The sequence below is a fragment of the Pseudomonas siliginis genome (genome assembly GCF_024072275.1).
GTDB lineage: Bacteria > Pseudomonadota > Gammaproteobacteria > Pseudomonadales > Pseudomonadaceae > Aquipseudomonas > Aquipseudomonas siliginis.
Genome location: NZ_CP099598.1, coordinates 3,930,148 through 3,954,755, shown reverse-complemented (window position 1 = coordinate 3,954,755; position 24,608 = coordinate 3,930,148). Strand labels below are relative to the sequence as shown.

Here is a 24,608-nt window from a genome sequence, read left to right as displayed (position 1 = left end):
CGGCGTCACGCCACACATCCAGGTCATCACCCGAATCCCTGTGGGAGCGAGCCTGCTCGCGATAGCTTCGTGTCAGCCGACATCGTCATTGACTGACCCACCGCCATCGCGAGCAGGCTCACTCCTACAAGGTTTGTGCCGGTAGTCGATACCGGTTACCAAAATCCCGCCCACAAAAAAGGGGACTTTCGTCCCCTTGTGATCTGCAGCGCTGAGCCTCAGTAAATATCCTTCGACAACAACGTAAACGGCGTCTTCACGAGGATCTTCAGATCCAGCCACAACGACCAGCTGTTGATGTACTGCAGGTCGATCTCGACACGCTTCTGCATCTTGTCGATGGTGTCGGTCTCACCCCGGCAGCCGCTGATCTGTGCCAGGCCAGTGATGCCCGGTTTGATTCGGTGACGCGCCATGTAAGCGAGGATCTTGCCCGAGTAGTAATTGTTGTGCGCCACCGCATGCGGCCGTGGCCCCACCAGCGCCATGTGCCCCTGCAACACGTTGAACAACTGCGGCAACTCATCCAGCGAAGTACGGCGGATAAAACGACCTACTGCGGTAATGCGCGAGTCATTGCGGCTGGCCTGTTTCACTTCGCGGTCATCGTGGACACGCATCGAGCGGAATTTCCAGACCTTGATCACCTTGCCGTTCCAGCCATGGCGGTCCTGCTTGAAAAACACCGGGCCGGGCGAGTTGATTTTCACCGCCAGAGCGATGATCAACAGCAGCGGACTGAGCGCAATGATCGCCAGGAACGCCACGGTTTTCTCAACCAGACTCTTGCTCAGAGCAGCGGTCGGGCGGCTGGTCAGCGGGCTCTCGTTCAGGTAAATCGCCGGCAGGCCGTCCACGACTTTCACCGAGTGGTTGAGCAGGGTCAGGCTGTTCAAGTCCGGCACCCACACCACATCGACGTTGGCGCCGAGCAAATCGACATACATCGCTTCGATTTTCGCGGCTTCGCACAGGGGCAGGGTGATGTACAAACGACGGATGTCGTGGGCCTCGATCAGCTCAAGCAACTCGTCCTGAGCACCAACGACACGCGGTGCGTCGGAAGCGAGGACCGGTTTGTCACCGTTGCTGACCAAGCCAATCAGCGGCAGGTTTTCCAGTTGGCTGAGCTTTTTCGCCAGGCCCAACGCCAGTTCGCCGGTGCCGACAATCAGCGTCCGGTGTTCGCTTTTACGCGAACGCTGGTAGAACTTGGAAAACGCATGCAGCGGCGCGTAGAGGAACGCCTGACCGAGGAAGCCATAGACCGCCCAGCTGAGAATCACCTGACGGGAAAACAGCTCATCGGCCTGGCAGACGAACGCGATGCACGCCAGCGCGGCCATGGTCATCGACCAGCCCATGAACAAGCGGCCGAGGCCGGTCAGGTAGTTGTCGCGTTTGCGATAAACGCCGCTGAATGTGTAAGCCGGCACCGAAGCCAGGACGGCGAGGGTGGCGCACATTCGGTAGTAGAACGCGACGGTGCCGGTGTGCTGTTCAGCGAGAATGAACAGCAGCGTCACAACGAAAGCCTGTGCCAGCGCCCATTGGCCCCAAAAGGTCAGTCCCTTGAGGCCCGTGCTTCGATTAATACTGAGAGAAAGATCCATACGATATCCCCAAAAGACGTCCATTCAGGTTTCAACAGTTGAAAGCCGAGTTGTTATGCAGACTTATTGTTTTTGTTTTAGCGAGTGTCTTGAGGTAACAACATCGAGAGCCGAACTGTCGTCAGCCAATAGACTAAGTTATTGCCGGGAATGGTGTCTGACGAGTTCTAACAAGATGGCACAGTGCCAACTTTTTAATAATTAAATAGATGACTGTTAGAAAAGGTCGTAGAGCGGGGGATGAAAAGGCGAGGGGGTATTTGTTACTGTTGCAGGGTGGAGGCAGGGAAGCTTTTATTGAATCAGGGAGGGAAAACCAGACAGAGTGCTCTTCTTGTTGTTGTAGTCGCACTTTATATCTGTTTGTCTCGGTTTTAGTGGCGCCGGTGATTACGCTACGACTTCCTGGATCAGGCAATATCCGCGATTTCTTACGGCACGGAACAATCGCTCGCCATTACTCGCACTCTTGAATTTGTCCTGCAACCGGCTCAGGCACATTTCCAGGCCACGGTATTGTTCCGGTTCCCGGCCAATACTGATGATCAGGTCATCACGACTGACCACACGCTCTTCATGGCTCAGCATTTTCCTCACCAGCGCGGTTTCAAGGCCAGTCAGGCTGATCGCAACATTGTCCTTGAGCAACACGCCTTGTTCATCGTCGAGATGCCAGGTATCGCTGCAAGGCTCAGTGCTCTCGCTGACATTGGAGATATGAGCGCGTTCTGCACTGCGGGTCGGGAAGCTTTGAAACGGATTGTCTGTTTGCGCGGCTCGCCATTCATTTTCAAGAGTGGCCAGTATGCGTTGAGTATCATGTTCGATACTGCGCGCAACATTCTTTCGGCTGAGGCTTGGGTAACTGAACTCCATGACCATCGGGGCGGAAGAGGGCGAAGCAACACCTTCAACAAACATTTGTGCCTGCGACGTGCCAAACGAATTGAAACGCTCACTGGACAAGATGCTTTCCAGTTCACGTTGCGACGTTGTGCTGTGCGTCACAACAACAAAATATTTTCTGGGGAGGGTTGTACTCGTTTCCATGTCTCTCTCCTAAATACACACCAAAATTGGCTAAAAGATAAATCGGCAGGCGAGCAATGACTTCCTCGGAAGTAATCGTAGGCAGGGTTCTGGCCGAAAATGGCCATCGATAAATTCCACTCGATCTGCTGCTATGTTATGGAGTTTTATTGTTATGTGGCGTGATGCCGTACTCATTCAAGTGCTTGAGTTTTAATAAGTATGAGGCGCAATTGAAACGATATGGCTGCATCAGACGATCCTTCGTACGTATGCAAAAGGGAAGACTGCCCGAGACTCAGGCAGTCGATATCAGGCCCCGCATCAGGCGATAGCCGTAGCCGCGGATGCTCTGAATCGCGTTTGTACCATACATGTCCTTGATTTTTCCACGCAAGCGACTGATTGATTTTTCCAGTGCCCGAGGGTCGTAGAAATTGCTGTTGAGGCCCATGATGCTGGCGATTTCATCATGACTCAGAATGTGATTGCCGGTGTGCGCAAAGGCTTCGAGGATCTTCATTTCGGCGAAAGAGATATCGAGTTTGCGCCGACTGTCCATCAGGCAGATTCGCGTCGGATCAAGCGTTAGATTGATATCTCGTTGCCAGTCTTCGCTGTTGAAGAACTCCGCCAGCAAGTCTTCGCTGTCATCGCTCAGTGTGTTGAGCTTGATACAGGCATCCGCCCCGGCGAGAAAATACTTGATCTTGTTGACGGCACCGCGGCCGGTGACAATTGCGCAAATAAGCGGCTTCAAGTTGTCATCGCGCAGGTTCTGCACCAGGGCCAGATTTTCTTCGATGGCTTGTGGATTATCGATGATGACGAAAATGGCGCGGTAGGAACCGATGTAACCGTGCTGCTTATATGAACTAGTGAAAGCACCTGTTTCCAGAGTCATATCGGGCTGCACGTGCTCTGCGATCAGCGATCTCAAATGATCAGCCACACCCAGTGTACGACCCAGCGCAAGAACACCGGATTCATCATTTGTCGGGCGCGGACTTCTAGTCGCCAAGTTCCCTGAGAGCATCATGCGTTGACTCGAATTAGGTGCTGACATCGGGATGTTAATGCACCGGTTCTCATCTGTGACTGACAATTGGTAACATTTACGCGGATTTTAGACGTGTCTCCCGAGTTTTCTAACAATAACTAAGCTTTTCAGGCTTTTAGTTGATTTTCTCGGGCTTGTGAACTAATGGATAAGTGATGGCTATATGCAATGGTGCCACTATTTTGAGCTTGTGGCGATGGCTTTGTCTATGTCCTTTTGCCACTGATTGGCCATGTCAACAATGTGTGAGGTTGATCACACTTCATATCTGAACTGAAATATTTGTTGTAATAGATGTAAATTTTTTCCGTTTAGTTCGTCGGCCGACGATTACTAACAGCTCTTGAGTCTAACTCTGCATAAACCCTATTCTTCCGGATCGGCGAATCGCTGTATGCATTACTTCAGATACTCAACCCCTGAGTGTTATTGAACCGGTCGCTCACCCTGAGTGCTCTGACGGAGGATTAATGGATTTCTGGACCCTTTTCCAGGTATTGATATTGGGCGCGGTAGAAGGCTTGACCGAGTTCTTGCCCATCTCGAGTACCGGCCACCAGATTATTGTCGCCGACCTGCTCGAGTTTGGCGGCGAACGCGCCATGGCGTTCAACATCATTATTCAACTGGGGGCCATTCTGGCTGTGGTCTGGGAATTTCGTCCGAAGATCTTCGAAATCGTCAAAGGCCTGCCCACCGAGCGCAACGCGCAACGTTTCACCCTTAATCTGCTGATCGCGTTTTTCCCGGCCGTTATCCTCGGCGTGTTATTCGCCGACGCGATTCATGAATACCTGTTCAACCCGATCACCGTTGCGGTAGCCCTGGTTGTTGGCGGCATCGTCATGTTGTGGGCCGAACAGCGCAGCCATGTAGTCAGCGTCGAACATGTCGACGACATGCGCTGGTCCCACGCGTTGAAGGTCGGTTTCGTACAATGCCTGGCAATGATTCCCGGCACCTCGCGCTCCGGCTCGACCATCATCGGCGGGCTGCTCTTCGGCCTTTCGCGCAAAGCCGCCACCGAGTTCTCGTTCTTCCTCGCCATGCCGACCATGGTTGGTGCCGCCGTTTATTCCGGCTACAAATACCGCGACCTGTTCCATCCCAACGACCTGCCAGTCTTCGCCCTCGGCTTCGTCACCGCGTTCATCTTCGCCATGATCGCCGTGCGTGGCCTGCTGAAATTTATCGCCAACCACAGCTATGCCGCGTTCGCGTGGTACCGGATCGGTTTTGGTTTGTTGATTCTGGCAACCTGGCTGTTTGGCTGGGTCAACTGGACCGCCGCAGCGGCCGCCTGATCACTGCGCGCTGATCAACGCCGCCACGGCAAGATCGTTTAACGTCGAATCCGACGACTCCTGACGAAAGCGCTGCAAGGCTGAGGTGAAATACGCGGCTTGCAGCATGCCGTCGCTGGCCAGATAGAGTCGCGCGTCTTCTTGCTCCTCGGCGGAGTAAACACGCTTGTGACTGTCGGTCGTTTCCTGGCTAGACGAAATAGGTGCGAGGATTAAAGACACCAAAGTGAAGCCGGAAAGCTGCGTCACCTCCCACGGCGTATCGGTACGGCCCATGCAAAAGCCATCGCAGTGCGCATAAACGTCGGAAGTGAAGCTGAATAAGGCGAGGAGGGTGAAACGCTTGAAAGCAGAAAAACTAAACGCGGGCATAAACAAAAGACATCCTGTCAGTACATCAAAATACCGGGCAACGCTCATGCGCCGCCCGCACACTCAAACCATCAATCAACGACCTTCAAGCAACTCAGCCGCCTGATCCAGCAACGCCAGCGGATCCTTGGCCTTGTGAATATCCACCGACAACAACTGACGGAATTTCCGCGCCCCGGGGAAACCGGTGCCCAGGCCCAGCACATGCCGAGTGATGTGATGCATCGCCCCACCGGCCAGCAGATGTTCGGCGATATACGGCCGCAACTGCGCCAACGCCTCAGCCCGACTGATCACCGGCGCGGTACTGCCGAACAGTTGCTGATCGACCTCCGCCAGCAAATACGGATTGTGATAAGCCTCACGCCCCAACATCACGCCATCGAACGTCTGCAGATGCTCATGGCAGGCCTCCATGGTTTTGATCCCGCCGTTTAGCACAATCTCCAGCTCCGGAAAATCCGCCTTCAACTGCGCCGCGACGTCATAACGCAACGGCGGAATGTCGCGATTCTCCTTCGGCGACAATCCCTCCAGAATCGCAATCCGCGCATGCACGGTAAAACTCGTGCACCCTGCATCCCGCACAGTCCCGACGAAATCGCACAGCTCGGCATAACTGTCGCGCCCGTTGATGCCGATCCGGTGCTTCACCGTCACCGGAATCGACACCGCATCACGCATCGCCTTCACACAATCCGCCACCAACTGCGGATGACCCATCAGGCACGCGCCGATCATATTGTTCTGCACACGATCGCTCGGGCAGCCGACGTTCAGGTTCACCTCGTCGTAACCGTGCTCCTGAGCCATGCGCGCGCAGGCGGCGAGATCGAGCGGAACACTACCACCGAGCTGCAACGCCAGCGGGTGCTCGGCTTCGTTGTGACGCAGGAAACGTTCGTGATCACCGTTGAGCAACGCGCCAGTGGTGACCATTTCGGTGTAGAGCAGGGCGTGCTTGGACAGGAGGCGCAGGAAGTACCGGCAATGGCGGTCCGTCCAATCCATCATCGGGGCGACAGAGAAGCGGCGGGAGAGTGGGGCGGGTGTGACGGTGATAGGGGGCATTGGGGTCTGAGTGAGTAACGTGAAGGGCTGGCAGTTTAACAGGAATAGGGGGGGGGAAATGGTGTTATATCGAGGTGGCAGTTCTTCTCTTCTTGGTGTTCTGGGCTAGCTGAGCCTGAACGTGCCTACCTTTCTTCAAGTGAAAATTTGTATCTATTACTGACGATCTCAAGGTTTTTTGTAGCTTTATTTTACGCGGAGCTGTGATAAATTCGACCTAAAGAAGGTTGAGCACTCCCAGAATGCTTAAATGCTGTCTTCTAAGGATCTATAAATTGAGCTTGCTAAGGACGCGGAACATAAATGCCAACAAATATAACATTTAGAACTCAGTTGCTAGGCGGGGTTTCTGAGTTTTGTCATGGCAGTCAGTTACCTCTGTTGAATAATGCTTTGATATTAGTGGAGTTGGTGGTATTGCTTGCAAGGTACCAAGAGGAGGGTGTTGCGTTAGCGCCAAATATATACATTACTGATAATATTGATGCGATTGGCTCTATGTTGCCTGATGGTGAACGTTTAAAAATTGGCGTGGCCGAGGCAAATGAAAAGGGTCTCAAGCAGGCGCTTAAAAAGTGCGCTCCTTTGGCTGCTGGTGGATGGTTAATTTACATCCAAGATAGAAGGGATAATATTGAATATGGTTTGTTCAAAGGTGCAAGTAATCCTATATCCGTTCCAGTAGATGATATTTTGATGGATCCAGAGCTGGACTTCTCTGTGGTGAAGGCTTATCAGATTGCAAATGATTGTGTTGAAATTCGATGTAATAATGAGTCTCATCACTATATTTTTCTTAATCATCGGAAGGAGGATAGTCCTCCACCATTGAGATATTTGGATGAGCTGATAACGGCAATTACGGATAACTCGCACGCTGATGAAAAAGAGCCTACTGCTGGCTTTCTTAAACGTCTGCTTTTTGAAGCCTTGCGTAAATCGCATGGATGTATAATTGCTGTGACTAATCTGGTAGAAGCACCTCGTTTTCTCTCGGAGGACGGAGTGATGTTGGATGAGCCAATAAATTTCCCAGAGTTGGTTAGGTCGTTTAGGAATAATGAGGAGTCATCTTCTCGAATTGATAGTAAAGAAACTCTCTTGAATGGTATGTTGAATTCTGACGGCATAATAGTGTTCAATAATTCAGGTCAATTGCTAGGCTATAATTGCTTTGTGAAGACCAAGCAGGAGGATGGAGTTGTAGGGGGGGCTCGGAAAAGAGCATTTGCCACAATTGAAAAAGAACTAGGTCGTGGTCTTTCCGCTGTTTTTATGCAGTCTCAAGATGGCTGGTCGGATTTTAAGGGAGTAAGTCAATGAGTGATCTCACACTATGGCAGCCAGATAGTAAAGAATTGCTTCCCGCTTCGGCCAAGACACCTGCTGAAATATCAAATTACGCAGTTCAGCTTAGCGGAAGAGATAAAACTCAAATAGTTTCGGCATTTGAGTCTGGTCATTATGAGATGGCTATAAATTATTTGTGGGGGAAGGCTACTGCTGCTCTTCGCAAAGAGTTGTCAACGGTAGGTGTAGGCCTTTTAGGTGAAATGCTGGGTAAGACTGACGTTGATGAACATGATGATGTCGACGATATTCTTACCGCGAAGGATACGATTAAGCTAGCTGAAGAATTAGGTATAGTATCTTCCACGGATGGAATGAGGCTCCGTCATACTTATGAAATAATAACTCATTTCTCTCAGTTGGAAACTTCAGATAGTGATATAGAAGAAATAGATGAATCGGAAGCGATTAGCTCGCTTAAAGCATGTGTGAAGGGAGTTTTAGGGCGCCCGAAAGTAGAGGTCGCTAAAAGGTTTATAGATTTTAGAGAGGCGCTCGATAGTGAAACTTTGAGTGAAGGTGATCAGCGTGTTGAAATGCTTAAAGGGTCCCCTTATTTTTTCAATAAGTTGACAATAAGCGTTTTGATGAGTGCTGTCAAAAAGAATACCGGTGCTAATCTTGATCATACTTTGGCTAATATCAATACGCTTGTTCCTGCGATATGGGGTAATTTGCGCGACGCCGAGAAGTGGCAGGTCGGGCAAACTTATGCGGAAGCCTATGCTGATGGAAAGTCTACTGTTGTTGGTGGATTGAAAAGCGCATTGCTAAAAGTTAAAGGTTTCGATTATGTTCCTGAGAATTTAAGAAGCTCGACGTTTTTGAAGGCCGCTGACGCTATTATTAAAGCACATGAGGGTTTGAATAATTTTTACAATGAGGCGGCCCCTGTTAGGGCTCTCTCTAAACTCGGCTCGACAATACCGACTCCTGCCCTTCCAGCATGCATTAGTGCGTTACTTTGTATTGTTCTTGGTAATCGTTATGGGGTTTCGTGGAGCGCTGCCGACGAAGCTAAGGGTATTCTCAGTGTAATAACTAATGATCGCTGGGTTTATTATTTTAATAATGTTTTGCCTGGTGATGTTCGTATTCTGGAAAAGCTATCGCTTGATCGCCCTGCTACTAACTGGTGTGCGCTGATGAAGCAGTATCAGCTATTTGATCTGGATGTTAAAAATAAGAATGTTGGTCTTTTGTTGGCGGCTACTAAGAGTGCAGAGCTTTCGAGAGTGCAACGCTTCGCTAGTGCGCTAATTCAAGAGTATTATGGTAAGAAGTCATAGAGTGCTTGGTTTTATGCTTTGGGGTTTATAAGTCAGGACCTAAGCTCTTTGCAAGTTTTTGTAATGCGCTGGTGGTCCCAATCAGTCAGTTGATTAATGGATGGGCCGCTGTGGTTTAAGCGGTCCATTAATTAAGTGGTTTTGGGTTGGTACATTGGGGAGCGTTGATGCTGAGCAGGGAAGGCGCCTGATGCGATTGGTCTTTTATTTTTGGTACTTTTCTATTTCTAGCTAAACGTATTTTGTATATTTTTTAGAATCTGGCGAACAGTTAACTTTTCCTTGTTTGTGCCCATCTTTCTCTGAGAGTTTCTAGCATTTCCCAATGTCGCTTCGAGCTCCTCTCCGCAAGTGCAATTTTCGCTTTAGCAGCGGCTGCAAGCCCTTCAAAAATACGTTTGAGAATCCGGGTGTGATGGCTTTGATGCCGTGTCAAAGCATTGGGCAACTGCTGGAATCGGTGATTCGTGGCTGGCATTGCCATGTTTGACACTCGGTCCACGAATTAACCGGTGCCGACTGTATCAGACTCACTTTCGTTGGTATTAGGGCAATGCGCACAGCAGTTTCGGCAGATCTAAACAGAAAAACATGCTGTTGTTTACATAGGTCGCAGTTGAATAGTAATAGCCCTACACCACCTTGCGCCTCCCCCTACACCTAAGACAGAATCCGCCGGCTTGTGCGTCTAGCCTGCGGGTTTTATCGTCTCCGGGTCACTGAAAACAGTGATCGGGTTTGGTAGCCCGTTCCGTCAGAAGCACAAGACTACTGTCTTGCGATGACGTTTCTCGTCTTCGTTTTATGGTGGTCATGCGCGGGGCGTCTTCGGATGCGCCGGGGTTCCTGACGACCGGTCTACCAACCTGCGTATGGCCTCCACCCTTCGTTTGGTAGCGAGAGTGATGGCTCCTTTTCGTTAATCCGTCAGGAGTTACACCATGTTCAAACCAACACCCAACCCGCCAGAAACCGACCCCGCATCCCCCTACGAATCCGCCAATTCCAAAAAACTCCACGAAGCCGCCGAGCGCGCGCTTGATCACTATCTCCTTCCCGCCAGCCTAATCAGGGCCAGCACCGATGCGCCCGAACGCATGTACCTCGCCAATCCCAAGTACGACATGGAATCCCTGTTGGCCAATGCCTGCGAAACCCTGGGTTCTGCCTCCGAAATGCTCAACAACTTTGCCGCGACGCTGGATAACTCGCGCCGCAAATCTGCGCTAGGCATTGCGCAGGTGGTGATGTTGGCGGAGTTGGCGGTGAATCAGGCGTTGGATAAGGTTGAAATCAAGCCGTAAACCCGTGTCCCTCTGTGGCATGCGGCACGCCGTTGCTGCAGAGGGGCGGGGTTCTGCATTGACATTTTCATCGTCTTTTCACGCCGATAGCGATGTGCCACAAATCATGATGGCAATGCGTCATCACGCCGCTCAAAAAGTTCAACGATTATACAAATATATAAAGTTGTACAAGTTTTCGCAAAATTAATAGCATCCCTCCAGACACCTTTGCTGAAACGATAAATCCAGCGTGCAAATGCTCTGTTTGCGACGTGAAGGGTTTGTCTGCCGGTGCTCGCGTAGGGTCTCTTTTCGACGCTTCAACAGCATTGGCATTTGCATTCCCGGGACAGCTGGAGCGTCCCGTATTACGCCTTGGATGACGACCCCCGAATGTCTGGACGGTGACTGTGGTTACCGGAGATCAATTTTTTGTGCCTGGCGTTTCGCGTCAGGACGTTTGAGGCTGAATATGGCAGTAGCATCGAATTTCCTCGGTGACATCAAAGTTTCCCGCAAGCTGGGAACCGGCTTCGGCATTCTTCTGCTGGCCGTTTTGGCGGTTGCCTTCATTGGCTATAACAGCAACAGCGTGCTGGTTGATCGCTTGAGTACGACGCGTCTGATCGGCACGTTGAATGACGCTACGCAAAATATGCGTCTGTCCGAGAAACAGTACGAAGCCGCCGCTGACGCAGCCTTCGCCGAGTCCTATAACGCTCAGTTGAATGTCTTGCAGGGCCTTGTGGGCAAGGCGCTGGACACGTTGACCCGCGCTGAAAACCAGCAAGCCTTGAAGGCTTTGCAAACCACGATTGTTGCCTACGATCAGAAGGTCAAACGGCTGATCGCTGCCGATCAGTCGACCACTGATGCGCTGAAACCGCTGACGGCGCTGTCGGACAAGTACGCGCAAACTTTTGCCGGCATGCTTGAAGGCACCACGACCAGTGCCTTGGCGTCTGCCGATGGTGAACGCGTTCGGGAGCTGCGTACGGTGGCCGACTTGCGCAATGGCATGACCACGTTTCGCCTGATGTTGCGTCGTTACATCGCGGTGCCCAACGACGTGAACAAAAAACTGCTGATGGAAACCATCGATAGCTTCTTGAGTGATATCAGCAAGGCGCGCACCAGCCTGCCGACGGCGCTGTCGAGCCAACTGGAAGAAGCCCACGCCGGCATGCGGCGTTATCGCGAAGTACTGGTGGAAGTGGCCGGGCTGTTTGAGCAGAAGCAGAACATGCGCGAGCAGGTCGACCAGGAAAGCAAGGCGATGGACAAGATCATGAGTGGCCTGATGGACACCCAGCAGCGCCTTGCACATGAGGATCAGCATTCGGCTTTTATTCAGATGGCGGTATTGACTGCGCTGGCGCTGGTGATCGGGCTGTTGGCTTCGGTGGTCATCTCGCGCCAGATTACTGCGCCGCTGGCGCTGACGGTTGATCTGGCGCGACGGATTGCCAAAGGCGACCTGACGGTCCAGGCCAGGTCTGCGCGCAAAGATGAGTTGGGCGATTTGCAAAATGCGATGCAGGAGATGGCGCAGAACCTGAACACGCTGGTGCAAGGTATCGGCAATGGCGTCACGCAGATTTCCACCTCTGCGGAGAAGCTCTCGGCCATGAGCGAGCAGACCAGCGCGGGTGTACGTCAGCAAAAAAGCGAAGTTGATCAAGTTGCCACGGCGATGCACGAAATGGCTTCGACGGTGCAGGAAGTTGCGCGTAACACCACCGATGCCTCCGCTGCCGCGACCCTCGCCGATCAGCAGGCGCGTCACGGCAGCACGGTGGTGAAGCAGGCGACGGTGCAGATCAGCGAACTTGCCATGGCCATTGAAGAGTTGGGCGGTGCGATGAATGTGCTGACTCAGGACAGCGAGCAGATCGGCAAAGTCATCGATGTGATCAAAGCCGTCGCCGAGCAGACCAATCTGCTCGCGTTGAACGCCGCTATCGAAGCCGCGCGGGCGGGTGAGCAGGGTCGTGGTTTTGCTGTGGTGGCAGACGAAGTGCGCTCGCTGGCACAGCGCACGCAGGACTCGACCAAGGAAATCGAAGCGCTGATCGTCACCCTGCAACAAGGCACGCAAGCGGCCGCGACGCTGATGACCTCAAGCCGCGAGCGCACCCTCGATACGGTGGTACTGGCGCAGAAGGCCGAATTGGCGATTACCGAGATCAATCAGTCCATCGGTACGATCCAGGAAATGAGTCTGCAGATCTCGGCCGCCGCCGAGCAGCAAAGTGCCGTGGCCGACGAAATCAACCGCAGCATTGTCAGTGTGCGTGATGTGGCTGACCAGTCGGCTGTCGCCAGTGAAGAAAGTGCGGCGGCGACGATCGAATTGGCGTCCCTGGGGCAGGACCTGCAGCGAATGACCGCGCATTTCCGCACCTGATCTTTTCAACTTGGCGCACGCGGTGCCTTCAACTATTCAGGCGCCGCGGGGGCTGAAGTTATTGCGTTGTTTGCAGATAACTAAGGCCAGCAGCTGTTTTATTTATCGCCATGGAAGGTTGCACCCCGTCATCAGGTGGTTCATGACCGACTTTCCAAAATCATTCGCGTCTCCCGGAGGCTGCCAGGGCTGTAGGAACAAAGGCGTGCCGGAGATGGATTTCGCCTTCGCTTTCCAGCCCATTGTGGACCTGCGCGATCAAACGACGTTTGCCCATGAAGCGTTGGTTCGCGGCGTGAACGGCGAAGGCGCCTTGTCTGTCCTGGAAAAGGTGGACGATCAGAACCGTTATCGATTCGATCAACTGTGTCGAGTGCGGGCGATTTCCACGGCGGCTGACTTGGGCATGACGCAGTACCTGTCGATCAACTTTCTGCCGAATGCCGTTTACCGGCCGGAGATGTGTATTCGCAGCACGCTGGAAGCGGCGCGCACGTACGGCTTTCCGCTGGAGCGGCTGATCTTCGAGGCTGTGGAAGGCGAGCACGTCGAAAGCAACAAACACTTGATGAATATCTTGCGTGAGTATCGTGAGTTTGGTTTCAAGACGGCCATCGACGACTTTGGCGCAGGCTATTCCGGCCTTAACTTGTTGGCGGATTTTCAACCGGACCTGATCAAGCTGGATATGGCGCTGATCCGCAATATTCACCGTGACCGCGTACGCCAGACGATCGTGCGCAACGTGGTGAACATGTGCAGAGAGCTGGGCGTGGAAGTGATCGCTGAGGGCATAGAAAGTGCCGAGGAAAGAGACTTTCTCGCCGATTGCGGCATTTACCTGATGCAAGGCTACTGGTTCGCCAGGCCCTCGTTCAAATCGTTGGCGCAGATCTCGACGAGTGCGTGGCTGGGGAGATCATCCAATCCGCGCTCTTATGCAAAACATTGACAGCCACCAACACTGGCTGCCGTGAGTGCCATGCGCCTGAATGCCGGTTGTTCTGCGGTCACGGGGTGCGTCGGGTTTCCAGCAACGTAAATAGGCCCATGCCTGCGAGCATCGCCAATACGAAAACGATTGCCTGCCAGTGGCCCGTCAACAGGATGGTCACCGCCGGGCCGGGGCAGATGCCGGCTATCCCCAAACCGACGCCGAACAGCAGGCCGGCCAGGAATGCATTCAGTTTGAGCACGTTCAGATTCCCAACACCGCGTGCATTGAGCGAACCGTTCCCTCAACGCGCGCGGTGGCCGGGTTCAGTGGCTTATTGCGGCACCGCTATCCACTCACTCAACGTCTGCTGATACTTGCCAGTGACCTTGCTCAAATGCAGCCACTGATCGACATACACTTTCCAACTCATGTCATCACGCGGCAGCAAGTAAGCCTTCTCCCCGTACTGCATGTACTTATGCGGATTCACTGCGCACAACCCCGGTTTGAGTTTCTGCTGATACAGCGCTTCCGAGGCGTCGGTGATCATCACGTCGGCTTTGTTGTCGAGCAGTTGCTGGAAGATCGTCACGTTGTCGTGCAGGGCCAGTTGCGCTTTGGGCAGGAAGGCGTGGACGAAGGCTTCGTTGGTGCCGCCGGCAGGTTCCACCAGGCGCACGTTGGGCTGGTTGATCTGGTCGATGGTCTGGTATTTGGACTGGTCGGCGCAGCGCACCAGCGGGATTTTGCCGTCGGTATCGAGGGTGTTGCTGAAGTAGGCTTTTTTCTGCCGTTCCAATGTGACCGAGATGCCCCCCATGCCAATGTCGCATTTGCCGGCCTGCATGTCGGGCATCAGGTTTTTCCAGGTGGTCTGCACCCATTGCACCTTGACGCCGAGACTGTCGGCCAGGGAGCGGGCCATGCTGATGTCGATGCCTTCGAAGTCGCCGTCGCTGCGCTTGAAGGTGTAGGGCTTGTAGTCGCCGGTGGTGCAGACGCGCAACTGGCCTTGTTGCTGAATGCTGTCGAGGTGAGACGAGGCCGGGTCGGCGTGAGCGCCAGTCGCCAGGGTCAGCAGGCCGCCGAGGATCATCGTGCTTTTTAGTGTTGTCATTGAGATCGGGCTTCTGAAAGGGAAGGTGGCCCAGTGTAGTGAAAGCCTTCCACGGGTGTCATCCCGGGTCCGGACTCAATGTGCCGAGCCACGCCACCAGCGCCACGATCAACAGGGCAAGGGCCAACTCCATTACGACACTGCGCCGCAGCGCTTTCGCGGCGATGAGGTGCTGGCCGTCGCGCAGCGATCGTTGCAGTGACGGTCCAAGATGAAAGCGGTTCAACGCAGCCAGCACCAGCATCACGGCGAACGCCAGCACCTTGATCGCCAGCAGCAGCCCGTAAGTGCCGAACAGCACTCCGTCGAGCCTTGGGCCGACGATGAAAAGATAATTCATCACGCCGGTGACCGACACCGTCAGCACGATCACAGCGCCCACCCATTCGAAGCGTTTCACTGCATCGGCTATCAAGCGAAGGCGTGTATCACCGATCCGCCCGCTCACCATCAACACCAGCGCCAGCAAGGCACCCAACCACGCTCCCGCCGCAAGCAAGTGCAAGATGTCGCTGAGAAAGTGCCAGAACCGCAGCCATCCTTCGTCCATCGCGCCATGCCCGCTCCACGCCAGCGAAGCGAGAGCAATGGCGCCTGCCAGCGACGCTGGCCACAGACCCGGCCGGATCACCACGATGGCCAGCGCTGTCATCCGCAGTGCCCACGCCAGGCCGACGTCCGTTTCCAACACCATCATCTGCAGGTGCGGCCACAACGCCGCGAGCTGTGTTTCGCCACTCATGGCGCGGGTCATCAGCACCAGCCCGGCCACTGACAGCAATGCCCCTGTCACTGCCATGCCCCGCAATAACCGACGGAACTGCAGCAACGTGTTGAAGCTGTACAAGCCAAACAACGCCAGCCCGAACAACAGCAGCAAATCCACATACAAGGCGAACCGCAGGATGATGTTGAGCAGGTCCGCCATTGTTCACTTCACTTTGAACGTGACGTTACCGGTGATCGGGTGCGTGTCGGCGGACACCGCGCGCCACTGCACCTGATAGGTGCCGGCAGGCAGCGGGGCGAGCGGGGTGATCAGCATGGTTTTCGGATCGCTGCTGGCGCTGACTTTGGCTTTCATCGGCATCGGCGAGTGAGCCATGCCACCCATTTCGGTCATTACCAGTATGGCCCCGGAAAATTGCGTGACCAGGTTCTCGGAAAAGTGCAGCTCGATCCTGCCCGGCGCGGCGCCTTCCGCGCCTTCGGCTGGCGTCGACGAGAGCAGTTTCGGATGGGCCTGGGCGAGGGCGCTCAGGAGCAATCCGCTGGCGAATATCAGGGGCAGGGTCAATGTGCGCATGCAAGGTCTCCGGTTTGTTTTTGTAGAAGAATTCAGAACCACAGCCTGACGCCTAGGACGAGGCGCGCCTCACTGCGATCCTCGTCTTCTTCGCGGGCGTAGTCGGCGGTGTTGCCGTAAGTGCGATTCCACGTCACGCCGATATAAGGCGCGAATTCGCGGCGGATTTCATAACGCAACCGCAGGCCCGCCTCGGTATTGGATAACCCTGAGCCGATGCCTCGCTGCGGATCGTTTTTGCCATAGATGTTGAGTTCTGCGGTCGGCTGCAGGATCAGTCGATTGGTCAGCAGGATGTCGTAGTCGCCCTCCAGGCGTACCGCACTCTGGCCGCCCTCGCCAAGGAAAGCCGTGGCTTCGGCCTCGAAGTTGTACAGCGCCATGCCTTGCACGCCGAACGCGGCCCAGGTTTGCGGTGCGCCGGGTTTGAAGTCCTGACGCACGCCGCTGACCACGTCCCACCACGGCGAAATGGCATGGCCCCATAGCGCTTGAATTTCCGCGTCTTCGGTCTTGCCGTTATTGCGCTCGCCTTCAGAGCGCAGCCACAGCCGATCGGTATCCCCGCCGATCCAGCCGGACAGGTCCCAGGCCAAAGCGCTGCCGTCATCAGCGTTCTGCCATTCGAGTTTGTCGGCAAGAAAGTAGCTGTTTATTACGCTGTCATGCACCTGATGACCGCCGGGGCTGGTGAACACCGCAGCGCGGTCGGCGTCGGTCACGGGCGGAATCGGCGTGCGGCTTTCGCTCGGCGCGGCGGGCTGCATCATGCCGTCGTCCATGCTTTGCATTGCCGAATGATCCATCCCGGGCATCTGGCTGTGATCCATACCGTGCATGTCGTCGGCGGCCATGGCTGAGGTGCCGGCGAGCAGCAGAGGAAACACGCTGAGTCGAGTCATGATCGGCCTCTTCATTCTTCCACCCGCACTTCGCGGAACATGCCCGTTTCCATGTGATAAAGCAGATGACAGTGATAGGCCCAGCGGCCGAGGGCGTCGGCGGTGACGCGATAGCTGCGGCGGCTGCCGGGCGGCATGTCGATGGTATGTTTGCGCACCTGAAAGTTGCCGTTTTCGTCTTCCAGATCGCTCCACATCCCGTGAAGGTGGATCGGGTGGGTCATCATGGTGTCGTTGACCAGCACCAAGCGGATGCGCTCGCCGTATTTCAGCCGTAAAGGCTCGGCATCGGAGAATTTGATGCCGTTGAACGACCAGGCGAATTTCTCCATGTGGCCGGTCAGGTGCAGTTCTATCGTGCGGCCCGGATCGCGCCCGTCCGGGTCTTCGAAGGTGCTGCGCAGGTCGGCGTAGGTCAGCACTCGGCGGCCGTTGTTGCGCAGGCCGAGGCCTGGGTCGTCGAGCTTTGGCGCGGTGATCATGGCCTGCATGTCCACCAGCGGATTGTTGTTTTCACTGTCGGGATGGGCTTGCATCGGGCCCATGCTGGAGTGATCCATGGCGCCCATGTCCATGCTGCCGTGATCCATGCCGCCCATGCCCATGTCGTCCATGCTCACCAACGGACGCGGATCCAGCGCCGGCACTGCTGCCGACATGCCGGCGCGTGTGGCAAGAGTGCCACGGGCGTAGCCAGTGCGATCCATTGCCTGGGCGAAAAGGGTATAGGCCTCGGCGTCAGGTTCGACGATCACGTCATAGGTCTCGGCCACGGCAATGCGCAGTTCATCGACGCTGACCGGTTTGACGTGCAGGCCATCGGCAGCCACCACCGTCATTTTCAATCCCGGAATGCGCACATCGAAATACGTCATGGCCGAGCCGTTGATCAGGCGCAGACGCAGTTTTTCGCCGGGACGGAACAGCCAGGTGAAGTTGTCATCGGGTGCCTGGCCGTTGATCAAAAAGGTATACGTGGCGCCACTGACGTCGGCGATGTCGGTAGGGTTCATGTTCATTTGCGCCCACATCGTGCGATCGGCAACCGTGGCGCCCCAGCCTTTTTCACTGACGTCGTTGATAAAGTCGCCAACGGTGCGTTTGTGAAAGTTGTAGTAGTCGGACTGCTTTTTCAGGGTCTTCATCAGGCTGGCCGGGTCTTCGTCGGTCCAGTCGCTGAGCATCACCACGTAGTCGCGATCGTATTGGAAAGGCTCCGGCTCTTTGGCTTCGATCACCAGGGGCCCGTAGACTCCGGCCTGCTCCTGTAACCCGGAATGGCTGTGATACCAATACGTGCCGTGTTGCCGAACTTTGAATTGGTAGACGTACATGCCGCCCGGTTCAATGCCGTGGAAACTCAGGCCCGGCACGCCGTCCATGTTCGCCGGCAGGAGAATGCCGTGCCAGTGAATCGAGGTGTCGGCGGTGAGCCGGTTACGCACCCGCAGCGTCACGGTATCGCCTTCGCGCCAGCGCAACAGCGGGCCGGGCAGGCTGCCATTGATGGTCATCGCTGTGCGTGCCGAACCCGTGAAATTGACCGGAATTTCGCCGATGAACAACTCGAATTCGTTACCGCTCAGTTCGTTGACGGGCGCGGCGCCGTTCAGCGCCCAGACCGGTGTCCGCCAGAGCCCGAGGCCGCCGAGCAAGCTACCGGCGGCCAGGCCTTTGACAAAAGTGCGTCTTGTGAGAATGGAAGGCATGCGCTGGAAATCCCCGTCTGACTCATGACAGAGAGACTAGCCAGCCCCAGCTTTCAGTTGGCTGAGGCAAACATTACAGTTTTGTCAGTTGACTCGGACGGGCTACAGCCCCAGCCCTTGCTGCACCACTTGCAGCAGATTGTTTTCCGTCAGCGCAATCGCATCCAGCTCCTGGCCGGTCTCGATAGTCTGCAACCACCAGTGACTCTCGCCATGCTCGTCAACCGTGCGCAGCAGCGACTGATCGCGCCCCGGTACCTTGATCTCGACACGTCCGCAACCGTCCTCGGTAAACCGCGCAATCGGATCGAACATCAAACTGTGATGGTTGGCTTCGATCACCAACTGGTCGATCGCGTAATCATGGCTTTCACCATCCGGCGAACTTTCGCAAACGTGCGTAGGATTTCGCCGAATCTTCAGTCCTACTTCGGTGACTGGTTGCAGCCAGCCCTCAATGCGGTGGTACAAGTCGTACACCTGAGCAGGCCAGCAATCGATTTCCAGCGCCGCATCAGCCTGGGTGTGCCGTGTCTGCTTGAGTCTGGCGGCGAGTTCGTCTGCTTTACTCATGTCGGTTCCCTTGTTGGATGTCTGCCTGTTCAGCGTAGACCTTTGCACGGCGCAGGGCCTTGCCTTGCGTCATGCGCTTGCAATACAAGCGTGTCGAAATCAGCACTGGCCAGGTCTGGCCAACAACGAAAACCACGGACGCAGGCGTCCCAAGGAACGGGTTAATGAAAAAGCTGTTTACAATTCTGGCGCTGATCGCGCTGACGGCCGGTAGCATCGGCACGAGTTCGGCGCGTCAGCCGGCGTCGAACAAAGCGCAGGCCGAATCGGTGGCGGGGGTGTTCGACTACTACCTGCTGGCGCTGTCCTGGTCACCGACTTTTTGTCTGACGCACAAGGACGATGCGCAGTGCACCGGCAAGGGTTATGGTTTTGTCCTGCACGGTTTGTGGCCGCAATACGCCAAGGGCGGTTGGCCGCAATCCTGCCCGCCGCTGACCAGGCTATCGGCGGCAGAAACCAGCAAGGGCCTGACGATGTATCCGACGAAAAAACTCCTTGATCACGAATGGTCCAAGCACGGTACCTGCAGCGGTCTTGGCGCAATGGGTTATCTGGACAAGTCCGATCAGGCCCTCGGCGCGGTGAAGATTCCGCAGGCGTTACAGCCGTTCGGCTCGACGTCGTACTACTTCGAAGCGCAAGAGATTGTCGATCTGTTTCGCAAGGCCAATCCGGGTATTCCCGAGGATGGAATTGCGGTGATTTGCAGCGGCCCGCAGCTGTCGGAAGTGCGGGTGTGCATGGACAAGGATTTGCAGTTCGGCGCGTGTGGCAAAGGGGTGAAGACGCAGTGTCGGGCGGGGGATATTCGGGTGCCGCCGGTACGGTGAGCCATCCGTAATGAGCCAGGAAAAACAGGCGCTCCCGTGAGCGCCTGTTTTTTTGGTCTGAGGATTTTGAAATGTGAATATGAATACGAACCACGCTACTACTCAAACACCATGAACATCCCCACCGCCGACCTGCTCCGCGAAATCAACAAACCCGAATAAGGATCCCCGGGGGGTTCAGGCAAATCCCCCCGCATCCACCCCCAATTCTCCACGCAAAAACTCCACCAGCCCCCGCTGCAAGCCGCTCAACACTCCCTCGCGGCTGACCAGCGCCAGTTCTGTCGGCGCCAACTCCGGCAGATCCCTACACACCTCGTGCTCTGGCAATACCGCCGAAACCGGTAACACCGAAATCCCTAATCCAGACGCCACCGCCGCTTGAATTCCGGTCAGGCTGTGGCTGCCGAACGCCACTCGCCACGGTCGCTGCGCCACATCGAGCAGGCGAATCGCCCGTTGTCGGTACAGGCAGCCCTGCGGAAACAGCGCCAGCGGCAGCACACCGCTGGAGGTGTCGAAGTCGGTGCCTTTGACCCAGACCAGTCGTTCCGGCCAGGTTGCCCATGCCGGGCCGCTGTCGGGTTCGCGTTTGATCAGGGCAATGTCGATGTCGCCGGCGTCGAGGCGTTGGCGCAGGTCGAGGCTCATGCCGCTGATGGTTTCCAGGCGCGCCTGCGGATGGTTGCGGGTAAAACCGGCGAGGATCAACGCCATGCGCCGGGCGTCGAAGTCTTCCGGCATGCCGATGCGCAGCACTTCCAGGTCGACGTCGCTGGCCAGCGCTTGCGTGGCTTCGGCGGACAGCGCCAGCAATCGGCGCGCGTAGTGGATCAGCAGTTCGCCGTGTTCGGTGACCGCGACGTTCACTCCGGTGCGGTCGCGCAGGAGTAGCGGGTGGCCGACCAGATCTTCGAGTTTGCGCACCTGCTGGCTGACCGTCGATTGGGTGCGGTGCACACGTTCCGCAGCACGGGTGAAGCTGCCTTCGTCGACCACGCAGACAAAGGTTTTCAGCAATTCCAGATCCAGCATGGCGGCGTTCCTGATAGTTGATTTGCGAATGACGATGGCGTGTTTATTTAATTTCACACTATCACCGCACGCTCATAAGCTGAAGTCCTCACTCTGGAGGAATCGACCGATGACCTTGAACAACACGCCACGCCCGCAATGGCTGACCTTCGATTGCTACGGCACGCTGATTCAGTGGGATGAAGGCCTGAAAGCCGTGGTCGAGAAAATGCTCAGCTACAAGGGCGAGCACACAGTCGACGCCACTAAGTTGATTGAAGTCTACGACCGTCACGAGCACCGTCTCGAACAAACGCCGCCGCACCGTTCCTTTCGCGACCTGAGCACCCTCGGCCTGCAACTGGCGCTGGCAGAATTGGGCTTGCCGAGCCAGCCCGAGGACAGTCAACGCTTGGCGGCGGCCATCCCGAACATGCCGCCATTTGCCGAAGTGGTCGACACCCTCGCGCAACTCAAAGCCATGGGCTTCAAGCTGTGCATTGTCTCCAACACCGACGACGACATCATTGCCGGCAACGTTGCGCAGCTCGGCGGCCATATCGACCGGGTGATCACCGCGCAACAGGCCGGTGCCTACAAACCGGCGCCGCGTCTGTTCGACTACGCTCATGAGCAATTGGGCGTTACCCGGGATGAAGTGGTGCACATCTGCGCCAGCCCCATGCTCGATCACACGGCGGCGCGGGACATGGGTTTTCGTTGCGTGTGGATCGATCGCGGCACGGGTCGTCAGTTGTTGCCGGACTATCGCCCCGACGCGATCCTGTCCAGCCTCGATCAAGTGCTGCCGCTGTTCAAATCCCTCGGCTGGACCTAAGGAGAATTGCCATGGCTCATATCTTGAGCGGCACTGGCAAAGCCAGACCAACCGCAACGTTGAACCTGGACACCGAGGCGATCATCACCGCCCGCAACGAACTCGCTGCGTGCTTTCAACTGGCAGCCCTGCATGGTCTGGAGGAGGGCATCTGCAATCACTTTTCGGCGATGCTGCCGGGGCATGATGATCTGTTTCTGGTCAATCCATACGGCTACGCTTTTTCGGAAGTGACAGCGCAGAATCTGCTGGTCTGTGACTTCGCCGGCAACGTGGTCGATGGCGAAGGCGAGCCCGAGGCGACCGCGTTCTACATCCACGCGCGCCTGCACAAACAACTGCCACGGGTAAAAGTCGCGTTCCACACGCACATGCCGCACGCCACCGCGTTGTGCCTGTTGCAAGGCCCGCCGCTGCTCTGGCTGGGGCAGACTGCGCTGAAGTTTTACGGGCGTACAGCGGTGGACGAGGATTACACCGGCCTCGCGCTGGACGCATCCGAAGGCGACCGCATCGCCAGCGTCATGGGCGACGCCGACATTCTCTTTCTGAAAAACCACGGGGTGATTGTCGCCGCGCCGAGCATTGCTGAAGCCTGGGACGATCTCTATTACCTGGAACGCGCCGCGCAGGTGCAACTGCTGGCGATGGCAACCCAACGTGAATTGAAACCGGTGCCTCATGCGATTGCGCAGCGCGCCTATGAACAAATGCGTGAAGGCGATGCGCAAAGTGCCCGCGCGCACCTGACCAGCGCGATGCGGCGGCTGGCCCTGCACAACTGATTAACCGTAAAGAAGCAATCGTAAATAAATCGACGAAAAGCGATCATCCAAACTCGCGACGCGCCGATAACTGGGCGGGAGGCGGGCGTTTGCCCGGTACATCCCGGTGGGCTACGCTCACACATACAAGGGTTTCGGGCTCGCGCCCCTGTCGTACCTGCCCAGGACATGCTTTTGCCAATCCCCAATCACGATCCGCATCAGGCCCCCGGCACGCTCAAACGGTTGCCGCTACGCAAAGCGGCGGTGCTGTTTATCGTTGCGGTGAGCCTGTGCCTGTGTGGTCTGCTGTACCTGCAACTGGAGCAGTCGCGGCGTCAGGATCTGGCAGTGGCGAAGATGGCTTCGGGCAACCTGACCCGGGCCATGGCGCAGCAGGCCGAGGACACTGTGCGGGCGGCGGATCTGGTGATGACCAGCCTGGTCGACTGGATTCAGGACGATGGTTATGGAGCGGCGCAGCGCCCTCGGTTACAGCGGATCTTCGCCCGCCGCGCGCAGCAACTGGATCAGTTGCATGGCATCTTTCTCTTCGATCGCGAAGGGCAGTGGGTCATTACTTCGTTCGCCGATCTGCCTCGCGGCAATGGCGTGGCCGATCGCGACTATTTCAAGTTCCATCAGCAGAATGCGTCGACCGTTGCGCGCATTGGTCCGGCGATTCGCAGCCGCGAAAACGGCGAGTGGATCATTCCGATTTCCAGACGCGTCAACGACCAGCTCGGCAATTTTCAGGGCGTGCTGATGGCCGGCATCCGCATGTCGTACTTCGATCAGTTCTTCAAAAGCTTCAGCCTCGATGACAGCGGCATCATGTTTCTGGCGCTGACCGACGGCACCTTGCTGGCGCGACGGCCCTTTGATGAGTCGCTGATCAACACCTCGGTGGCCCACGGCGAGATCTATCAAACCTTGCTGCCGAACGCTAACGCGGGCACGGCGATGCTCAATTCCGTGGTCGACGGTGTGACCCGCTTGTATGGCTATCGCCAGCTGGCCTCGTATCCGCTGGTGGTCTCTGCGGCGACGTCGCAAGACACGATTCTGCAGGGCTGGTATGACCGCGCCTTTCAGTCCAGCGTGATTGTCGCGCTTGTGATTCTCGGGGTTGGCCTGTTCGGCTGGGTGTTCATTCATCAGGTGCGCGACGGCGAACGTATCGAGAAAAACCTGCGCAAGGCGCAACTGGCGCTGGAGCAGATCGCCACCCACGACAGCCTCACCGGATTGGCCAATCGACGCTTGTTCGAGCGCTCGCTGGACATCGAATTTGCCCGTGGCGCGCGCCAGGTCAGCCCGGTCAGCCTGATCATGCTCGATATCGATTTCTTCAAGCGCTACAACGACGCTTACGGACATGTCGCCGGCGATCAATGCCTGGCGCAGGTGGCCCAAGTGGTGAAGGCCTGCTGCCAGCGCAAGTCGGATCTGGCGGTGCGTTACGGTGGTGAAGAGTTCGCTGTGCTGTTGCCGGATACGGACATCAACGGCGCGCTGGCGATAGCCGGGCAGATTCGCCGCAGCGTGATCGACAAGCACATCATTCACAGCGGCTCGCCGACCGGTTATCTGACCGTGAGCCTGGGCTGTTATTCATTTATTCCGCATGGCAACGATAGCCCGCAGGTGTTTATCCAGCGCGCGGACGCGGCTTTGTATGAGGCGAAAAATGCCGGGCGCAATCGCGCGGCGGTGTATGCGCCGGAAGAAGGTTTTGCCGAACTGATGCGGTCGGATCGCTGATTTTTTTTCAATCAACAGACATCAGAAGTGGGAGCGAGCCTGCGCGCGAATCGGTGTATCAGCTTGCATC

Annotated in this window: 22 protein-coding genes and 2 pseudogenes; 11 read left to right on the top strand and 13 right to left on the bottom strand. The window is 56.0% G+C overall.

Going from position 1 to position 24,608, the window contains the following annotated elements:
• Positions 1-218: 218 nt before the first annotated feature.
• The 3 genes from NF676_RS18210 to NF676_RS18200 form a co-directional block, all read right to left on the bottom strand.
• Positions 219-1,613: an undecaprenyl-phosphate glucose phosphotransferase gene (locus NF676_RS18210; protein WP_252886552.1), complete on the bottom strand. Its 1,395-nt coding sequence runs from the start codon at positions 1,611-1,613 to the stop codon at positions 219-221.
• 390 nt (positions 1,614-2,003) lie between these two features.
• Positions 2,004-2,663 (bottom strand): winged helix-turn-helix domain-containing protein, encoded by a 660-nt coding sequence (locus tag NF676_RS18205; RefSeq protein ID WP_041477289.1) that lies wholly within the window; start codon positions 2,661-2,663, stop codon positions 2,004-2,006.
• Between the two features lie 277 nt (positions 2,664-2,940).
• Positions 2,941-3,681 carry a winged helix-turn-helix domain-containing protein gene (locus NF676_RS18200; RefSeq protein WP_252887979.1) on the bottom strand — a complete coding sequence of 247 codons (741 nt, stop codon included), beginning with the start codon at positions 3,679-3,681 and terminating at the stop codon, positions 2,941-2,943.
• Positions 3,682-4,172: 491 nt separating this feature from the next.
• Between NF676_RS18200 and NF676_RS18195 the strand changes: the two genes are divergently transcribed.
• Positions 4,173-5,006, top strand: a complete 834-nt coding sequence (locus NF676_RS18195; RefSeq protein ID WP_252886551.1) for an undecaprenyl-diphosphate phosphatase — start codon at positions 4,173-4,175, stop codon at positions 5,004-5,006.
• Here NF676_RS18195 and NF676_RS18190 read toward each other — a convergent pair whose 3' ends face one another.
• The gene (locus NF676_RS18190) at positions 5,007-5,426 is read right to left on the bottom strand and encodes a DUF2388 domain-containing protein (protein WP_252886550.1); all 420 of its coding nucleotides are present in this window, start codon (positions 5,424-5,426) and stop codon (positions 5,007-5,009) included.
• A gap of 27 nt (positions 5,427-5,453) precedes the next feature.
• Positions 5,454-6,449 carry a tRNA dihydrouridine(20/20a) synthase DusA gene (dusA, locus tag NF676_RS18185; RefSeq protein ID WP_252886549.1) on the bottom strand — a complete coding sequence of 332 codons (996 nt, stop codon included), beginning with the start codon at positions 6,447-6,449 and terminating at the stop codon, positions 5,454-5,456.
• 303 nt (positions 6,450-6,752) lie between these two features.
• Here dusA and NF676_RS18180 point away from each other — a divergent pair, with 303 nt between their 5' ends.
• The 6 genes and pseudogenes from NF676_RS18180 (at position 6,753) to rimA (ending at position 13,733) form a co-directional block, all read left to right on the top strand.
• On the top strand, positions 6,753-7,772 hold the full coding sequence (locus NF676_RS18180) for a hypothetical protein (protein ID WP_252886548.1): 1,020 nt from the start codon (positions 6,753-6,755) through the stop codon (positions 7,770-7,772).
• The gene (locus tag NF676_RS18175; RefSeq protein WP_252886547.1) at positions 7,769-9,088 is read left to right on the top strand and encodes a hypothetical protein; all 1,320 of its coding nucleotides are present in this window, start codon (positions 7,769-7,771) and stop codon (positions 9,086-9,088) included. The genes NF676_RS18180 and NF676_RS18175 overlap by 4 nt, the downstream gene beginning before the upstream one ends.
• 941 nt (positions 9,089-10,029) lie before the next feature.
• On the top strand, positions 10,030-10,392 hold the full coding sequence (locus NF676_RS18170; RefSeq protein WP_016775441.1) for a DUF6124 family protein: 363 nt from the start codon (positions 10,030-10,032) through the stop codon (positions 10,390-10,392).
• A 238-nt stretch (positions 10,393-10,630) separates the two neighbouring features.
• Positions 10,631-11,875 (top strand): annotated as a pseudogene (locus NF676_RS27815) (methyl-accepting chemotaxis protein); the annotation flags it as partial.
• A gap of 33 nt (positions 11,876-11,908) precedes the next feature.
• A complete protein-coding gene (locus NF676_RS27810) occupies positions 11,909-12,781 on the top strand; it encodes a methyl-accepting chemotaxis protein (RefSeq protein ID WP_370695147.1) in 873 nt (290 codons plus the stop codon).
• 142 nt (positions 12,782-12,923) lie between these two features.
• The gene (rimA, locus tag NF676_RS18160) at positions 12,924-13,733 is read left to right on the top strand and encodes a S6 modification regulatory phosphodiesterase RimA (RefSeq protein ID WP_016775439.1); all 810 of its coding nucleotides are present in this window, start codon (positions 12,924-12,926) and stop codon (positions 13,731-13,733) included.
• Positions 13,734-13,791: 58 nt separating this feature from the next.
• Here rimA and NF676_RS18155 read toward each other — a convergent pair.
• From NF676_RS18155 to NF676_RS18125, 7 genes and pseudogenes are all read right to left on the bottom strand, one after another.
• Positions 13,792-13,950, bottom strand: a pseudogene (locus tag NF676_RS18155) (DUF6691 family protein); the annotation flags it as partial.
• 99 nt (positions 13,951-14,049) lie between these two features.
• Positions 14,050-14,835, bottom strand: a complete 786-nt coding sequence (locus NF676_RS18150; protein ID WP_252886546.1) for a transporter substrate-binding domain-containing protein — start codon at positions 14,833-14,835, stop codon at positions 14,050-14,052.
• A 58-nt stretch (positions 14,836-14,893) separates the two neighbouring features.
• A complete protein-coding gene (gene copD, locus NF676_RS18145) occupies positions 14,894-15,763 on the bottom strand; it encodes a copper homeostasis membrane protein CopD (protein WP_252886545.1) in 870 nt (289 codons plus the stop codon).
• 3 nt (positions 15,764-15,766) lie between these two features.
• A complete protein-coding gene (gene copC, locus NF676_RS18140) occupies positions 15,767-16,141 on the bottom strand; it encodes a copper homeostasis periplasmic binding protein CopC (RefSeq protein ID WP_252886544.1) in 375 nt (124 codons plus the stop codon).
• Positions 16,142-16,173: 32 nt separating this feature from the next.
• A complete protein-coding gene (locus tag NF676_RS18135) occupies positions 16,174-16,995 on the bottom strand; it encodes a copper resistance protein B (RefSeq protein WP_371857577.1) in 822 nt (273 codons plus the stop codon).
• Between the two features lie 59 nt (positions 16,996-17,054).
• The gene (locus tag NF676_RS18130) at positions 17,055-18,752 is read right to left on the bottom strand and encodes a copper resistance system multicopper oxidase (protein WP_252886543.1); all 1,698 of its coding nucleotides are present in this window, start codon (positions 18,750-18,752) and stop codon (positions 17,055-17,057) included.
• 102 nt (positions 18,753-18,854) lie between these two features.
• Positions 18,855-19,325, bottom strand: a complete 471-nt coding sequence (locus NF676_RS18125) for a hypothetical protein (RefSeq protein ID WP_041477268.1) — start codon at positions 19,323-19,325, stop codon at positions 18,855-18,857.
• Between the two features lie 164 nt (positions 19,326-19,489).
• Here NF676_RS18125 and NF676_RS18120 point away from each other — a divergent pair, with 164 nt between their 5' ends.
• The gene (locus tag NF676_RS18120) at positions 19,490-20,158 is read left to right on the top strand and encodes a ribonuclease T2 family protein (protein WP_095182419.1); all 669 of its coding nucleotides are present in this window, start codon (positions 19,490-19,492) and stop codon (positions 20,156-20,158) included.
• A 177-nt stretch (positions 20,159-20,335) separates the two neighbouring features.
• Here the strand turns inward: NF676_RS18120 and NF676_RS18115 are convergent, their stop codons facing one another.
• A complete protein-coding gene (locus tag NF676_RS18115; RefSeq protein WP_252886542.1) occupies positions 20,336-21,193 on the bottom strand; it encodes a LysR family transcriptional regulator in 858 nt (285 codons plus the stop codon).
• Between the two features lie 109 nt (positions 21,194-21,302).
• Here NF676_RS18115 and NF676_RS18110 point away from each other — a divergent pair, with 109 nt between their 5' ends.
• From NF676_RS18110 to NF676_RS18100, 3 genes are all read left to right on the top strand, one after another.
• Positions 21,303-22,010: a haloacid dehalogenase type II gene (locus NF676_RS18110; protein ID WP_252886541.1), complete on the top strand. Its 708-nt coding sequence runs from the start codon at positions 21,303-21,305 to the stop codon at positions 22,008-22,010.
• 11 nt (positions 22,011-22,021) lie between these two features.
• Complete coding sequence (locus tag NF676_RS18105; protein ID WP_252886540.1) at positions 22,022-22,795, top strand: aldolase; 774 nt, start codon at positions 22,022-22,024, stop codon at positions 22,793-22,795.
• A 174-nt stretch (positions 22,796-22,969) separates the two neighbouring features.
• On the top strand, positions 22,970-24,538 hold the full coding sequence (locus NF676_RS18100) for a sensor domain-containing diguanylate cyclase (RefSeq protein ID WP_252886539.1): 1,569 nt from the start codon (positions 22,970-22,972) through the stop codon (positions 24,536-24,538).
• Positions 24,539-24,608: the final 70 nt, after the last annotated feature.